This window comes from Bradyrhizobium sp. 26S5, from assembly GCF_036923295.1.
Classification (GTDB): domain Bacteria; phylum Pseudomonadota; class Alphaproteobacteria; order Rhizobiales; family Xanthobacteraceae; genus Bradyrhizobium; species Bradyrhizobium septentrionale.
Map to the genome: position 1 here is coordinate 9,201,660 of NZ_CP145948.1, position 15,118 is coordinate 9,216,777.

Annotated in this window: 18 protein-coding genes and 2 pseudogenes; 15 read left to right on the top strand and 5 right to left on the bottom strand. The window is 62.1% G+C overall.

Going from position 1 to position 15,118, the window contains the following annotated elements:
• Window positions 1-473 precede the first annotated feature (473 nt).
• The 8 genes from V5279_RS43380 to V5279_RS43415 all read left to right on the top strand — a co-directional run bounded on the left by V5279_RS43380 (window position 474) and on the right by V5279_RS43415 (window position 7,867).
• Complete coding sequence (locus tag V5279_RS43380) at window positions 474-821, top strand: helix-turn-helix transcriptional regulator (protein WP_338693214.1); 348 nt, start codon at window positions 474-476, stop codon at window positions 819-821.
• Window positions 818-1,753: a PD-(D/E)XK nuclease family protein gene (locus V5279_RS43385; RefSeq protein ID WP_338693216.1), complete on the top strand. Its 936-nt coding sequence runs from the start codon at window positions 818-820 to the stop codon at window positions 1,751-1,753. Before V5279_RS43380 ends, V5279_RS43385 begins: the two co-directional genes overlap by 4 nt.
• Window positions 1,754-1,758: 5 nt before the next feature.
• Window positions 1,759-4,122, top strand: coding sequence for a hypothetical protein (locus V5279_RS43390; protein ID WP_338693218.1), 2,364 nt, complete (start codon window positions 1,759-1,761; stop codon window positions 4,120-4,122).
• Window positions 4,119-4,463 (top strand): hypothetical protein, encoded by a 345-nt coding sequence (locus V5279_RS43395; RefSeq protein WP_338693220.1) that lies wholly within the window; start codon window positions 4,119-4,121, stop codon window positions 4,461-4,463. The genes V5279_RS43390 and V5279_RS43395 overlap by 4 nt, the downstream gene beginning before the upstream one ends.
• On the top strand, window positions 4,444-5,580 hold the full coding sequence (locus tag V5279_RS43400; protein WP_338693222.1) for a hypothetical protein: 1,137 nt from the start codon (window positions 4,444-4,446) through the stop codon (window positions 5,578-5,580). The genes V5279_RS43395 and V5279_RS43400 overlap by 20 nt, the downstream gene beginning before the upstream one ends.
• Before the next feature lie 160 nt (window positions 5,581-5,740).
• Window positions 5,741-6,400: a hypothetical protein gene (locus V5279_RS43405; protein WP_338693224.1), complete on the top strand. Its 660-nt coding sequence runs from the start codon at window positions 5,741-5,743 to the stop codon at window positions 6,398-6,400.
• Window positions 6,379-7,359: a DNA-processing protein DprA gene (locus tag V5279_RS43410; protein ID WP_338693226.1), complete on the top strand. Its 981-nt coding sequence runs from the start codon at window positions 6,379-6,381 to the stop codon at window positions 7,357-7,359. Before V5279_RS43405 ends, V5279_RS43410 begins: the two co-directional genes overlap by 22 nt.
• A gap of 1 nt (window position 7,360) precedes the next feature.
• Complete coding sequence (locus tag V5279_RS43415; protein ID WP_338693228.1) at window positions 7,361-7,867, top strand: HAD-IA family hydrolase; 507 nt, start codon at window positions 7,361-7,363, stop codon at window positions 7,865-7,867.
• Between the two features lie 57 nt (window positions 7,868-7,924).
• Here V5279_RS43415 and V5279_RS43420 read toward each other — a convergent pair whose 3' ends face one another.
• Genes V5279_RS43420 through V5279_RS43435 form a run of 4 tightly spaced genes read right to left on the bottom strand, consistent with a single transcriptional unit; the run spans window position 7,925 to window position 10,683 of the window.
• Window positions 7,925-9,253, bottom strand: a complete 1,329-nt coding sequence (locus V5279_RS43420; protein ID WP_338693230.1) for a hypothetical protein — start codon at window positions 9,251-9,253, stop codon at window positions 7,925-7,927.
• Window positions 9,250-9,693 (bottom strand): Mov34/MPN/PAD-1 family protein, encoded by a 444-nt coding sequence (locus tag V5279_RS43425; protein WP_338693232.1) that lies wholly within the window; start codon window positions 9,691-9,693, stop codon window positions 9,250-9,252. The genes V5279_RS43420 and V5279_RS43425 overlap by 4 nt, the downstream gene beginning before the upstream one ends.
• Window positions 9,662-10,177, bottom strand: coding sequence for a DUF7665 family protein (locus V5279_RS43430; protein WP_338693234.1), 516 nt, complete (start codon window positions 10,175-10,177; stop codon window positions 9,662-9,664). The genes V5279_RS43425 and V5279_RS43430 overlap by 32 nt, the downstream gene beginning before the upstream one ends.
• A gap of 2 nt (window positions 10,178-10,179) precedes the next feature.
• Complete coding sequence (locus V5279_RS43435; protein WP_338693236.1) at window positions 10,180-10,683, bottom strand: hypothetical protein; 504 nt, start codon at window positions 10,681-10,683, stop codon at window positions 10,180-10,182.
• Window positions 10,684-10,845: 162 nt separating this feature from the next.
• Here V5279_RS43435 and V5279_RS43440 point away from each other — a divergent pair, with 162 nt between their 5' ends.
• The 4 genes from V5279_RS43440 to V5279_RS43455 are packed head-to-tail and all read left to right on the top strand — an operon-like array spanning window position 10,846 to window position 13,150.
• Window positions 10,846-11,058, top strand: a complete 213-nt coding sequence (locus V5279_RS43440; RefSeq protein WP_338693238.1) for a ribbon-helix-helix protein, CopG family — start codon at window positions 10,846-10,848, stop codon at window positions 11,056-11,058.
• Window positions 11,055-11,696, top strand: a complete 642-nt coding sequence (locus V5279_RS43445; protein WP_338693240.1) for a hypothetical protein — start codon at window positions 11,055-11,057, stop codon at window positions 11,694-11,696. The genes V5279_RS43440 and V5279_RS43445 overlap by 4 nt, the downstream gene beginning before the upstream one ends.
• A 1-nt stretch (window position 11,697) precedes the next feature.
• Window positions 11,698-12,237 (top strand): hypothetical protein, encoded by a 540-nt coding sequence (locus V5279_RS43450; RefSeq protein ID WP_338693242.1) that lies wholly within the window; start codon window positions 11,698-11,700, stop codon window positions 12,235-12,237.
• Window positions 12,206-13,150, top strand: a complete 945-nt coding sequence (locus tag V5279_RS43455) for a hypothetical protein (protein WP_338693244.1) — start codon at window positions 12,206-12,208, stop codon at window positions 13,148-13,150. The genes V5279_RS43450 and V5279_RS43455 overlap by 32 nt, the downstream gene beginning before the upstream one ends.
• Before the next feature lie 15 nt (window positions 13,151-13,165).
• Here the strand turns inward: V5279_RS43455 and V5279_RS43460 are convergent, their stop codons facing one another.
• Window positions 13,166-13,648 (bottom strand): hypothetical protein, encoded by a 483-nt coding sequence (locus V5279_RS43460; RefSeq protein WP_338693246.1) that lies wholly within the window; start codon window positions 13,646-13,648, stop codon window positions 13,166-13,168.
• A 287-nt stretch (window positions 13,649-13,935) separates the two neighbouring features.
• On the opposite strand from V5279_RS43460, the gene V5279_RS43465 reads away from it, so the two are divergent.
• The 3 genes and pseudogenes from V5279_RS43465 to V5279_RS43475 all read left to right on the top strand — a co-directional run.
• Window positions 13,936-14,547 (top strand): hypothetical protein, encoded by a 612-nt coding sequence (locus V5279_RS43465; protein WP_338693248.1) that lies wholly within the window; start codon window positions 13,936-13,938, stop codon window positions 14,545-14,547.
• Between the two features lie 105 nt (window positions 14,548-14,652).
• Window positions 14,653-14,916, top strand: a pseudogene (locus V5279_RS43470) (IS21 family transposase); the annotation flags it as partial.
• Window positions 14,917-14,946: 30 nt separating this feature from the next.
• Window positions 14,947-15,087, top strand: a pseudogene (locus V5279_RS43475) (IS21-like element helper ATPase IstB); the annotation flags it as partial.
• Window positions 15,088-15,118 lie beyond the last annotated feature (31 nt).

Consider the following 15,118-nt stretch of genomic DNA (forward strand, 5'->3'; position numbering starts at 1 on the left):
TGAAGCCGAGAAGCGCACGGAAGGAGGCGGGGCCCGTGCGACGGCGAATTGCGCCCTCCAGCGGGCATCCTCAGGCCGCAAGTGATCGAGAACACGGATTGACACATCGTGGCGCCGGCCCGTGCGAACTCGGACCGGCCGAAGAAACATGTCTGGAAATTTGAGAATTTTCGTCATCGTCTATCTCCACGGTCGTTGGGAGAGGGACGAGGGGCCGGAGACCGCATAGCCGACGACCTCGCCCACGGATACGTCGCTCCGTGAGTTCGGCCAGCGGCTGCTCGTTCGGCGAGCAATTCAGCCCGGGTTACCCCGGACGGCTCTTGTCGCATGTCTCGCGACGGCCCTGACAACTAGCACATAGGCATCGGCCTCCAGTGTTCCAGGCCCGTAGCCAACAATATTCCCGCGAAAGCCACTATTGCTTGACAAACTTAGCAGACGCTTGCTATCCATTGCAGAGAGTATTCCGCATGACTAAACTTGGCAAAGCGCTGACATCGGCGAGGGAGCGGGAGGGCCTGACACTCCGCGACGTCGAACGTGCGACCGGCGTCTCCAACGCCTATCTGTCGCAGCTCGAAAATGACCGAATCAAGTCGCCTTCTCCGAATGTTCTCCACACGCTCGCCCAACTATATGGAGTGCCATATTCGGCATTCATGATCGCGGCGGGTTATCCTGTGCCTGAGTCGGGCGCCATGCCGTCCGACGCTATCCGACTGGCAGCGCGCTTGGGTCCCACGAGCCCCGAAGAAGAAGACGCGCTGGCGGACTATCTGGAATTCATCAGAAAGAGAACATCCAGGACGCCACGATGAAGTGGTCGTATTCGAAATCGAAGACTTTCCGCCGCTGCCAGAGGCAGTGGTTCTACGCGAACTGCGTGGCCAGCGGTACCGCGAAGGATTCACTGCGACGGAAAGTCTACCTTCTTGGGAAACTTCAGACCATTGCGGGATGGCGAGGCTCGATCGTCGATCGCGTCATCGAGACCGACGTCATTCCTCTGCTGCAGAGGCGCCGATATCCCGATCCTGAAGCGCTGGTCGCACGAGCCCGACGACTCTACGACATGCAGCTTGCGACGGCGCTCGAACATCCGCTCAAGCAACCGGACCGGAGCGTGAAGTCCTTTGGAGAAGCGTACGCCGCCTTCCACTGCGTCGAATACGGCGAACCTCCCTCCCAGACCGAACTCGACGCGGCTTGGAGCGAGATAGAAGCGGCCCTGCGCAACCTGTGCTCCATGGGCGGTCTTCTGAAGCGGTTATGCGGTGCGGGACGGCTTATCGCCCAGCGCCCGCTCTCGTTCGAGCGCTTCGACGGCGTCAACGTGGTCGCGGTGCCAGATCTCATCGCCTTCTACCCCGACGAGCCGCCGGCCATCATCGACTGGAAGGCTCACGCGGTCGGTACGATGGACGCATCGACGCAACTGGGTATCTATTCGATCGCACTCGCCGGCACCGAACCGCACAAGGACTTTCCCACTTCCGTAAAGTGGCCCGCCGGCGAAATCCGGCTCGTCGAGGTTCAGCTGCTCCTGAACAGGACACGGCGACACGAACTCGACGATGCCGACCGTGCCTCAATCGAGGCATATATCGCCGAAAGCTCGAACTCCATGCTCATGGCGATGGGGGGACGGACGGGCACCGACCTCGATGTCGCCGATTTTCCGACCGCTTCCTACGACCGCGTCTGCGAGCGGTGTTCCTTTAGGAAGGCCTGCTGGGAGACGTTTCAATGAACCGCATGGAAGCCAACATCTTTCCGATCGCCAATCTCAAGGACTTGGCGACACGGTACCGCAGCTATCGGGTACGAGGCCTCAGTCCGTCGTCACCCGACTTCTTCAAGAACAGGGATTTCATCATCCGGCGGCTCTCGTCCTCGCTCAAAGCGCCGGTCGACATCTACGAGATGGGCGGCGATGTGTTTCTCGTAGTGCCCGAAGACGCACCGGATCTGCCGACCGATCTCATGATGGTACGCGCCGGCGTGCGCCTCGATCCGATCCCTGGCATCCAAATCCTTGATTACACGAACCGCAATCCCGACACCGATCGGATCTGCACCCGCTTCATCAATTTCCTCGTGCAGGGTCCGCTGCATTCCAAGCTGTCGCTGTGGCAGCCACACTCGGGCGGCGCATTCTTCGAAAAATCTCCTGCCGAGGTGATAAACGGAATCGGCAGGTACGAAGGCTTCACGGTCCGCGCCCTCATAATGGGCGACGGCGGCATCGGTCTCTGCGTCGACATGACGAGCTGCTTCGTGGACGAGAAGCCGCTGCCCGCGCGCATCGGCCGTCAGGAATTCCGCAAGTACAAGGGACGTCACGCGGTCTATCGGTTCGGGCACCAGTGGTACGACATCGCTCTGTTCGAACGGCACGACTTCAAGGTGAACGAATACAGCTTTCCCGACGAAGGGAAGATGGTTTCGCTCGCCGAATACATCGAAGCGAAGTCGCGGAAGCCGATCCCGCCGGAGTTGGCGCAGTTGGATCCCGAAGGCGCAGTGGTGGTCTATCTCGATAGGCAGAGCAATGAGCGCGGCGTACCCGCCGCCTTGTGCTATCTCACGCACGACACGGAATCCAAGGAGGTGCGCGATTCACATCGGCGCACCATCATGCGCCCGGACATCCGGCACGCGAAAATCACGGAGATGTGCAAGCGCCACCTCCAAGCGATCAAGTTGGGAAGCACGGCAATCCGACTCTCGCCGACGCCGGTCGAGATCCCGCGTCAGGTATTCCCGATGCCTGACCTGCTTTTCGGCAACGATGTTCGTCTCTCGGCGACAGGCACGAAGGGCGCACGCAACGTCTCGCTCCAGGATTTCGGCAAGGCGCGTGCGGACAGCCTGAGCGATCCGAATGCGGGCTTCTTCTCGCAGTCCCGTCTCGATCGCCAATATCTATTCCTACCGAAGACCGTCGCCGATAGCTGGGGCGCGCGGTTCATCGGAGACCTCGTGAACGCTGTCGAGGCGCTCTATCCCCATGGCGGCTATGAGCCGGACCCTGTTATTTACAACGACGTCGGTGTTGGCCGGACGTTTCCCGACCAGGCGAACGCGATCCTCGCCGCGGCCAGGGCGGCATGCTTGCAGCCGGGTTTCGCGACGGTCATGGTCCACGACGTGCAACGCCATGGACGCGGCGCCCATGACGAGCTCGAAGCGGCGGTGCTCCGCGAGTTCTGGAAGCTTACACCGGCGATCCGCGCCTCGGTGCTCCACACCAAGACGGGTACGGCATCCTACGAACAGTACGCGGACCGCTCGGGAGACCCGGCATATCGCGTCCGCGCCGACCGTCGCTCGAAGTTCTCGGGCTACATCCGCAACGTGGCTCTTTCCAAGGTGCTGCTCACGAACGAGAAATGGCCTTTCGTGCTTACCGACCCGCTTCACGCGGATCTGACCATCGGCATCGACGTGAAGAACCACACCGTAGGTTACGCTGTCGTTTCGGAAGGCGGCCGCACCGTTCGGCTGCATTGCGAAGCTTCGCGACAGCGCGAGAAGCTGTTGAGCTCCCAGATCAAGTCCCAACTGGAGCAAATCATCCGGGCCGAGTTCAACGACCTGGGCCGCTCGATCGGATCAATCGTGATCCACCGCGACGGCAGGGCCTTCCCCGAGGAGTGCGCCGGCGCCGCGGAAGCCATCGAGGCACTGCGCATCGAAGGCGTGCTGCGGGCAGACGCCACGCTGACGATCCTGAACATCTCGAAGACCGAACGTTCGATGCTGCGGATGTTCGACGTCAAGGATCATGGCGGCCGCGCAGCACGGATCGACAATCCTCCGGTCGGACAATACTACATCAGCGGCTCGGATGCCTACCTTTCGACAACAGGTCTCCCTTTCGCGCGGCCTGGGACTTCGAAGCCTCTGCACGTCGGCTACGTCCTTGGCGGAATTACCTTCAAGGATTGCCTCGAAGACGTCTACCGCCTGTCCGTTCTCGCCTGGGGCCGACCGGACGACTGCTCCCGGCTTCCCATCACGATCAAACTGGTGGATCGCGCACTGGGCGACGAAGCGACCGAATACGACGAGGACGCGCTCAAATACGGCACCTCGCCGGGAAGGGAACGCGCATGAGCGACATTGGGCTGCACGCGGGACTCTACGGAGAGATCAGGGAATTCGCGGAACTCGTCGACTCCGTCATTTCCGACATCGCGTCGGGGACGCGCGAGCCACAATGTCTGCACAAGCTTGTCGGCCGACTCGACGACATGGGATCGGCGGACTCCCGCGGCCTCGTGATGCGATATCTCGGCCCGACGGCCACGCATCATAATTGGGCCGAGCTGGCGAAGGCGCTTCGGACCGACCCGCGACCACAAGACACCATCGATCGGCTGGAGGCGCTCGCTCGGCTGCTCGACACCCGCCGTTCCGCGGCGCTCGCGAGAATTCATGGCATCGACGCTCGATGATTTCCTGGAGGTGACCGCAGGGCAGATGGCGGAACGCGGCCGCATCCTGCTGTCCAAGATTCCGCGCTCGCTCTCATCCGAATATCAGGGCCTCGTTGCAACGACCAGGGATCGCCTGAAAACGAACATCACGCGCTTCTCGGAATTCGCTGGCGGATCGGCCAGAAATTTTTCGGCCTCGGTGCGGCAGCGGCTGTTCCGGCGCCACGTCGACGACCTGGACCTGATCGAGTACATCGCCCTGCCTGCTCTGCACCGTGCGACCGAGGACGATCGACGGTTGACATCCCTAGTCGCGAGGATCTGCCGGGAGATATCCTACCCGCTGCCAGCGCCGGTCGTGACGGCACTATCCATGAGTTACTTCGGCATCGATCCGATGTTCCACGTCATGCGAGTGCCGCTGACGGAGGGAAATTTCCTGCTGCACCTACCGGACCTCTATCATGAGCTCGCGCACCCGCTTCTGGCCGACGAGCATGACCCGACCCTCGAACCGTTCAGAAAGAGATTCAGGCGGGTCATCGATGCTTCGACGCGGCATTTCGCGGGCGATGTATCCGCCGTGATGCGCGGCAAAATTCCTCCCGACCTTGCTAAGCTGTCCGTAACGGCCGAATACTGTTGGGCAGAGTCCTGGACGACTGAATTCTTCTGCGACGTATTCGCCGCCGCCACGCTCGGGCCGGCCTTCGCGTGGGCCCACTTGCACCTGCACTCCAAACGACCAAGACAGCCGTTTGGATTCCCGGGACTTGGGCCGACCTCTCACCCCGCCGACTCCGCGCGGATGACCGCGATCGCATTGACGCTGCGGAAGCTCGGCCACGAACAAGATGCAGTCGCGGTGGAGGCGCGCTGGACGGAGCTCGTCAACAGAGGGGCGGACCCTCAGTGTCCACCGGAATACCACCGGTGTTATCCGGAACAGTTGGTCGAGGCGTGCGTGACCGAGGCGTTCGAAGCAACCCGAGAGATCGGCTGCAGTCTGGCCGTTCCGGAAGCTGCCGGCACCGTGCGCGCCACGTTGAACCAGGCCTGGGTCGAAATGTGGCGCGAACCGGCTCGGTATCTGGACTGGGAAAGAGAAGCTGTCGGGCGCCTGCACGCGCCCTAACGCGGTCGGACGGGTTTAGACGAAACGGCTAATTGAAATCGATCTACCAATGGACGAGAGTTCCCCTAACTATAACCGAAGGTAGGGCCGGGCAAGGCGCGCGGGTTCAGCCGCGAAATGGGGGGAAGACATGCCAGGATGGACCGCGTGCGGAAAATGGATGCATTTCGCGCATCTCGATGGAGGCAACGATCTGGATGGGGCGTACACGTTCGGCTATCGTATCACGGACGACGGGTCCGATCCTTGGACGGCACGTTTCAACCGTTTCAAGGCTAAGGATGGAGCGGCGATTGCCGGCGGCGTCGTCGCGATCAAGGGATCGATGTCCGAACTGTTGGGAGCACTCGGAGTGAAGGCAGCCGATGCGACCTTCGTGCCGGCTCTTGGATCGAAAGAGACCAAGGCGGCTGCGGGTGGCCCGCTTGCCATTCTCGCTGGCGAAGCGGCCAAGGCGACCGGAGCGCAGTTCACCTGCGATGCGCTCAGCAAGAAAGTCCATCAGCCGATCCACGGGATATTCGATGCCAGCGCACGTGAAGCGGAATTGGACAAGGCCGAATACGTGTCGGGCAAGATCTCCACGAAGACCGTGTTCGTTTTCGACGATCTGATAACTCGAGGGAGCACTATCAACCGCATCGCGCGAGCCATCAAAGCCGCGAACCCCGGCACCAAGGTGTACGGCGTCGCGCTCGCAAAAACGGAGCGGCGTGCGTTTTGGGGAACGCTAACGAATGATCACGTGGCGGGCACCTGGAACGACGCATGGTCGAGAGGCGAGCAGAAGTTCCAAGAATGGCAGAAGGCGAAAAAATGAGCGAATCCAGCACGACGGCCACGGCGCTGGTGGCACTGATGAAGCTGCGCGGAGTAGGCAGAAGAGGTGCACTTCGTATCGTCGACGCGCGTTCCGAAGAAACGGACGTGCGCCGGTATCGCGACTTCATCGTCGCCCGTCTGGCGAAAGCCAAGCTCCCCGAGAATCAATTGGTGGATGCCTGGCAGAGCGCCGAGGAAGAGATACGGAAGGGAGATGAGGCCGGCATCCGCGCATACTCTCTTCATGACACAGACTACCCCGCTCGGCTCCGACGGATTCCCGATCCCCCAGCCGTCCTTTTCGTGAAGGGAAGCATCCAGGCGCTGCATCGGACGAAGGCTGTCGCGATCGTGGGCACACGCGAACCTACGAATTACGGAGAAAAGGTCGCTCGGCGCTCTGGCGAGACCGCTGCGAAGGAGAGCTTTGCGGTCGTGAGCGGTCTGGCTCACGGCTGCGATACGTTTGCGCACGAAGGCTGCCTCGATGCGGCCGGCGTCGGCGTGGCCGTCATGGCGCACGGGCTGGACAAGGTATATCCGGCCGCGAACCGCGATCTTGCCGCGCGCCTGCTAGATCACGGAGGTGCTCTCGTGAGCGAATATCCCGTGGGCACTGCAGCCGCACGGGCCGCCTTCGCCGAGCGGGATCGGATCCAGAGTGGTCTTTCGGACGGCGTGTTGGTCATCGAGACCGACGTGAAGGGCGGAACGATGCATACCGTGCGGTTCGCGCGCGAGCAGCGACGGGCGCTCGCCTGCATTTCTCATCCGGAGAAGTGGCTGATGGAAGACAAGACCAAGGGCAATCAGATGATGATAGCCGAGAAATGGGCGACGCCCATTTCCGACGGCGATGGTCTCCTCCGATTCCTGAACGATGTGGGCGGTGCCGCGCTTCCTCCGGACAGCGCCGACCGGCAGAAGCCGCCTTCGCAAGGCTCTCTGGCGCTTTGACATGCTGATCTTCGATTTCGACCAGACGCTCGTGGACACGAGTCCCGTAGAAGCGTTGCGGGCCGCCCGGCGCTGGAAGGATGTGATGGCGCGCGCGTCCGACCTGAAGGTCTACGATGGGGTGCACGGGTTGCTCGGCGAGTTGCACGAGCGCGGACAGAAGCTCGCCATCGTGACGAAGAGTCCCGACATGGTCCCGAGATCTTTCATTCGTGCTCACCGATGGCCTATCGATATCGTCGTCGGATATCATCATGTGAAGAAGCGCAAGCCGGATCCCGAGGGGCTGCTTCTGGCGATGTCGCAGGCTGGAGAAACGCCGAACAGCTGTTTCCACATCGGAGATCAGCCAGAGGATACCGAGGCATCGAGAGCGGCTGGAATGATGGCGATCGGAGCCGCATGGGGCCTCAACGACCCCGCCAGCCTCGAGGCGTCGAAGCCAGACATGATCTTCAAAACCGTAGCGGAATGCCGAAAATTCCTCTTTGAAAAGTTCGGTCGATAACAGCCTGCACCTCCAGGGCTAACCGCATGCGCGCCGACTTTCGGATTCCGGTCTCGTTCAGCGCTCCATCCTCGGCTGCACAAACGGCAGAATTCCGGGGCGCTCGAGTACCCGAAGCCGGCTGCTGACGCGCCGACAGTTCACGAGGGTGACGTCGACCATGTCCATGTACCCACCGTCGACAACGGCGCGGCATGCCTGAGCGACCTGAATGGCCGCCGCCGCCACTGCGGTCGACGGCACGCCGAGACTGCGGCCCGCGATCGTGACGGCGCCGCACCGGTCGATGCGGCCCGCCTCCACGAGCTCTCGAAGGATGGGATCCAGGGGCGCCTCCGCCTGACGCTCCGGCTCGGGCCACGCCTGATCCGGCGAGCGCGAGCCGGGAAACCCGTGGAGACGGATATCGAATATCTCCGTCGGAGTGGCACCGAGACCGGCGTCGAGCACGAGATCGAAGTTGGCGCCGGCCGCAGCGCGGCGCGCTTCGAGATTGTCCACGCCGACCAGCGCCAACCCGGGCTCTTCCGCCGAGCGCTTGTTGCCGACGTCGAAGCGACTCTCGACGATGCTGGTGCGGAAGCCGAGACCCTCGATCCAAGCGGCCGCGTTGCGGGCCTTCTTGCGGTCAAGCCAGCTTGGCTTGGTCAGAATCTGAATGGGCAGATTCCCGGCCTCCGACACATCGGTGTCCTGAAGGAAGAGGGATACCGCGCGAGGGTCGGCATAAGGAAGAAGTCCGATCGTCCAGAGCGCCGCCTGTCCGAGATTCCCGAGTCCGAGCAGCCAATAGGAGGCCGGGAGATAGCCGAGGTCCAGCTCGGCCGGCTCTTCAAGCCCGGGGGCCAGGGCCGAGAGTTTCGACGTCCTGCGGCAGGCGAGCTTGTCGCCGAGGACTGTGCTTCGAAAGACCTCACCGACGCCGAGCGCGCCGGCCAGCACGCCTCCGATCTCGTTTCCGGCGGACGGTGTCGCTGGAGCCTCGACGCCGACGAAACCGGTCCAACCGTTCGCCCAGCAGCGCGCTCCGCGATCTAGTTGACCACCTTCCACGCCGACGTGCAGTACGGCGGCATGGTCTGGCGCGGCGGTCGATCTGCAGCCGACCAGCTCGAGATGCCGACGCAGTGGCCACCTCCCGAACTGCCCGACGACGGTCGGCGCGCCGAAGCCGGCACCGAGAAATACTCCGCCGGGGAACATACGCACCGCGCACTCGGCCGCGGTCAGGAGTGCGGCCTGGATCCAAGGAGGCGATGCGTTCGCATCGGTCGTGAGCAGAAGAGCCGCGCGGTCGAGGCGGCGCCGGGCTTCGTCGTAGCCGGCATGCGCCTCTCCCCTCATGAGCAAATGCGCGAGACGATCGTCCTCAATGGATGGGTTCATGCGAATCTCCTCACGGCGAAGTAGCGCCCGCCATCGCGGCTGTGGTCGATCCACCGGCGCCGTCCTTGATATTCGTAGATGCCGATGTCTCCCGGAAAATACGGCCGGTCGGCGAAGTTCGGCACGATCAGCGCGACGTGACCGACCTCGGGGATCATGGGATTGTCGCGGTCTGTCTGGCTCTGTCCGGCACCGCCGGGATGCGTGTGGATGTCAGCGATCACCTCCAGGCCGTCCCGACGGCAGCGCTCCCACACGGTATCCATCCTCGAGCCATCGAACAGGATCGCGCCCGTCAACGAGTTCGGGTCGACGTCATCGTATGGCAGGAACGCTTCGACCGTCCTCGCCCCGTCAACGCGGCGGCCGAGCAGAAAACCACCGCTTTCGCGATGGCCGCGGCCGCGCTCACGCAGCAGCGCCAGCGTGTCGAGCCACAAACTCCGGCGGCAGTTCAAGTGCCTCGGCGGGAAGACGAGCTCCCGCATAGTCCGTAGAATCGAGAATGGCATGTACGGTCTCCAGAAGAAAAACGATCGTCTTGTCCGCTGTCCAGCACAGGTCCGGATGCTGACCGGGCCAGTGGTCCCGAGCCAAGCGATCGATTGGGTGGTAGAGGCACGCTCCCCACATGGCGAAGGCGACCAACGTGCCGCCCTGCTTGTTTTTCGGACGATGTTCGTCCGCGAGCGGCTGGTTGTTGCGGCCGTGCCAAAGCTGCGAGTTCGGTGCCGCTGCCGGATATCCGGAGAAGTCGGATCTCAGCAGGAAGCCGGTCGGACCGCCTAGCCGAACCGGCGCTGCGATGAAGAACATCGCGAGCGGAAACCTGACGCCGAGCGCAGCCCAGCGACCACGGCGTTCGCCGACCTTGAAGGTCGGCGACGCCAGATCGCGCAGAAGAGCGTTCTCATCGGGTTTCATGATCAGCCCTGCGGTTTGACCTTGAAGACGAGATCGAGAACGATCGACTTCTCTCCGTGGGCCGCCTGGCCCAGATGCGAATCCGGCGGTAGCACCTTTCCGTCGTGCTTGAGCTGGAAGTCGCTCGGGTCCTCGGTCGGAGCGAGCTCCTTGACGGCCCACTTCGTCACCTTGGCGATGCTCGCCGCCGGACGGAACGCGCGCTCGACGCGGCGGTCGCCCTGATAGCGGACCGTCGTCTCGATCTTGCCCGGCTTAGCGACGTGAAGCGGAGCGAACTCGATCGACAGTTGTTCGATCAGCACCAGGTCGTGGCGCAGCGGCTCCTCGGCGTCCTCGACGTAGACCTCAAGCAAGCCCTCGATGCCCGTCTTTGACACCGCGATGTCGATGAATTCCTTCACCGTGGTGCCGGAGCCGATGTCGACGTCGTGGTGTCCGGGCTGCCCCTCCACCGCGAAGACGACCTCGAGCCGCTCGGCGACAACTTCAACCTGTTCGTTCATTTTCAGACCTCGTCTGTTCGAAGGATCGGGCACCGGCCCGTCCGCCCATCGCAGCTCCATATTTAATAGCTATTTTTTAGCTAGTCAATAGCTGTTGGTTAGCCGTTTTTCATTGACATTTTGAGGATCGTGGCTAGATTTGGAGCCGATCAGGAGTATCCCGTGGCCGATAAGAAGACGATGACGCTGAATTTGAGCGAGCCGGAAATGGCCGCCCTCGAAACTCTTTGCGAGCGCAAGGGAATGTCGAAGACCACGCTGCTTCGTCAGGCGCTGCGGCTCTATCAGTCGATGGACGAGCGACTTGAGCGCGGTGAAAAGGTCTATTTCGAAGACCCGCGTAGCAAGGAAAAGGCGGAGCTCATGGTGTTATGAAGGCGCTGCTCGGCACGTACGATCTCCAGAACAGGCTCACGGGGCGCTTCGAGCCTGCGGGCCTGTTCGAAGGGATCGACGAGTCGAACTTGCGCTCGTACGAGCAGGACTGGAAGATCGCCTTCGAGACCCGCTTGCCGAGCGACGCGACGACCGCCGAACGCTTGGCCGCGAATGCGCAGGACGCGCGTTGGGATTGGCGCCGTTTGGCGGAGATCCGCGGAAATCCGCTGCTCTACCAGATGTACGCCGTCGAATGCGCGGGCCGAACCCAGGGCATCATGCTCGTGAAGAAGGGCGGCAGCTTCAGCCGCCATCCCGACCACCCGAAGGCGGACCTGATCTACGTCGACCGACTCGCGACCGCGCCCTGGAACAGGCGTGGTTTCGTGGGCGAACCGATCTACAAAGGCGTCGGTCAGCTGCTGCTTTCCGCCGCAGTGAACCTCGGCCTCGAGGAAGATCTCGACGGCCGCATCGGGCTGCATTCACTTTCGGGCGCCGACGCCTTCTACCGCGACATCATCGGAATGACCGATTTCGGTCCCGACGACGACAACTACGGAATGCGTTATTTCGAAATGTCATCCGAACAGGCACGAGCCTTCTTTGCGCAACAGGAAGGCGACGGAGCGTAACATGAAGATGCGATTCACAAACGAATGGCTGAGACGAAGGATCGAGCGGGACGCCGACCTCGACAGCGACGCGGGTCTGCCCATCACGAAGATCGACGTGTTGAAGGCGTTTCTACCGGAGGCTCCGGCCGTCCGCGCGCCCGTGGCGGCCGCCGCTCCGCAGGTGCGCCAGTCGGCCGCCGTACTCGGTCATCTCGTGCGCCAGTTGCGCCGCCGCGACAGACTCGAATTGGCGCGTCTCTCGGCCGAGGTTCGCGTACCCGAGCAGGAGCTTCGTGAGATCGAAGACGGCACAGTGACGGCGTTGCGTCCGCGCACGCTTCATCAACTCGCAACGTTCTTCAAGATCCCGGCCCAAGCTCTCGTCGCGCTCTCGCCCGCTGCCGTGCGCCGCGATCCCGAACTTGATCGGGCTGCGGTGAGGTTCGCCACCGACTCCGACGACATCTCCAAACTCTCTCCGGACGAGAGGAAGAGCCTGAACGACTTCGTGAAGTTCCTCAGCGATTATGGAGCGCGCGGCCCCGATGGGAAACGATGAAGGTGATGTCGGAGAACAGGAGGCGGCGGATATCCGCGCCCAGGTCGAGCGCGTTCTGCGTGACCTCGGCGACCCAGAGCCGCCGCTGAACCTGGATGTCGTGATCGAGCAGCTCAAGCTCGATTTCAAGTACTACAGCAGCACCGATCTCTCGACCTTCGACGAGATCGCGCACCGGATCAAGGTCGCCGGCAAGCTGATCATCCGCGAACCCGGCCGGATCATCGACGTCATCCGAAAGGCCAAGCTGAACGCGCTCTGGCTTCCCGACGGGCGCAAGATATTGATGGACGAGAGCGTGCCGACGCCGAAGCAGCGGCACATCAGCGCACACGAGATCGTCCACAGCATCATTCCCTGGCACAAGACCTTTCTGCTCGGCGACAACGAGCTCACTATACCGTACTGCCAGGCGATCATCGAGGCCGAGGCGAACTACGGCGCCGGCCAGCTGCTATTCCTTCAAGGCCGTTTCGTCGGTGATGCGAGGGACTGCGAACTGACCTGGAAAAACATCCAGGCATTGAAGGATCGCTACAAGAACACCCTGACGACCACGCTATGGCATGCAGTGGAGGAACGCGATTCAGACGCTCCTGTGCTCGGACTCATCAGTCGACACCCACGGCATCCGACGATCGGCGGAAGTTCCGATGGCGGCAACGTCAAACACTTTATCCGCTCGCGGGCGTTCAAGCGGTTCTTCCCTCACGTAACCGGCGACGACGTCTACGCGGTCATCCGCGGCTACATGAGCTTCGCGAAGCGAGGCCCTTGCGGCGAGGGCACGTACCCCCTGATTGACGCCAACGGCGACCGCTGGGAGTTCACGCTGAAGAGCTTCTGCAACAGCTACGATCTCCTCACCTTCGGAACGATCAAGCGTCGGATGCCCATCCTGCTCGTCGGGTGAAATCAGCGTTTCGCTTCACCCCGCATCGATCACCTCCGACTTGCCGCCGCCCGCTCCCGTCGATCGCAGGGCCTGCGATATTTCGCGCATCGCGTCTTGCCGGCAGCGACGAATCTGTTCGTTGCGAACCTCGTTTTTGCGTCCATAGGTCCACGTCTCCCAGAATTTGTTGCGCACGCCGACCGTGATGAACGCGTAATGCAGCGGGTACTCCACCTCGAACAGAACATGGAGTTCTGAATCGTACAGGTGAAATCTCCTGATGATCTCCTGTTCGTCGTCGAGGAATCTCAACACGACGGCGAGCGCTTCGATCACGTTGTGCTCTCGTCGAATGCCGGTATTGAAGGGGGCGATCCCGTTGCGCAGCATGCTGCCACGCAACCCCTGGAAATTCGCCTCGAGCTTTCGCATCGCTTCGACCGTCTTGACGCTGTCCTGCACGTTCTCGGATCCCAGTATCGCGCAGAGCAATGCGGCGGCGTCTTCGTGCGTCATGGTCGGAGCGTTCCGACCCCGCCCGCCGGCGCTCAATAGCGGCCCATCCTTCGAGCCTTTCGTTTCCCGTAGATTGCGTGCGTGCTGAAGGGTTGCCGTATAGGGACGGCCCAGCGAGCGGGCGACAACCTCCGAAAGTTGACGGGAATTAACCACCTATCGTCGTCCCGGTTGACTCTAACGAACTTAATTTAGTTCAGTAGAACACAGGAAGGGAGCAATCAAGCCCTTTCCGGTGAAAAGGAACAGGAAAAATGCCTACCGAAGCGAGTGAGATGAGGCGTCGGATGTACCAGACGGCGGAGTTTCGCGCCGAGATGGTGGAACGGCTGAATTTCGGAACCAACCGGGTCACGCTGCCTCTCGACGCGTTGCTCCAGGCCAACGTCATTCCGAGTGACCTTGACGATCATACGGAAGCGCTTGCCGTGGAAGGGACCAAGATCCTGCTCTCGATCTGCAGCCAGGTGCGCAAGTCGTCCGCGATGGCAATGGTCGCTGAGCGCATCGGCGCCATGACGCTGCAGACCGAGCTCGGTACGCCGAAGAAGCAATGGTCCACCGCCGGCTTCTTCGCGGCCGACGTGGCCAGGCTGCTCCAGAACTTCTGGGAAGTGGGGCGCACCGGCGCCGCGATCCCCACTGTCGGCATGAGCGTGTTCTGGAGCGACCCGCAGGGTCGCGTGCTGTTCGGCACGATCGACGAATGGCACCGGGGCAAGCGGCGGCAGAAGAAGATCTACTCTTCGGAGACGCTTCGCCTTCCGTCCGCGCCTGGCGGCGAGTGGGACTACATCCGGTTGCCGGCCGTGGGCGGCACGTCCGTTTCGCCGCTGCCGCTTCTGGGATTCAGCGAACTCCTCCGCGAGGGTGTCGAAGACACCGCCGCGGACCTGTAGCGTCGATGGGACTCTCCGTCGAGACGCGCGGCGATCGCAAGCCTGGCATCCGATCTGACAAACGCAACAAGGGAGAAGAGAATGAACTTCACTGATTTTAAGAGCGGCACCACGGTGATGGTGAAAGTCGCCCACGTCCGGCTCTGTCACAGCCGCATGCTGTTCGCGCGGGCCTATCCGCGGGAGACGCAGGAGATGGTGTTCGACGCCCACGTCCGGGCGTTCGCCCTGTTCAAGGGCACCTGCAGCCGCGGCATCTAGGACAACACGAAGACCGCGGTTGATACCATCTTCGTTGGTAAGGTTCGCCTCTACAATCGCCGCTTCTTGCAGATAGGCAGCCATTACCTAGTCGATCTCCGATTGTGCCCGTCACGACAGCCTCCGGAGGATCAACTGATGGAACGAACTCAAATCTTCGACCTCATGAGCTAACCCAAGCTCTACGGCATGAAGGCCGCCTTCGACGAGATCATGGCGACCGCTGTCACGCGAAAGCATGAACCTGAGCGCATCGTCGGCGACCTGCTCTCTGTCGAGAAGCGCGCGGTGACGCGCGTCCGGCCCCGGG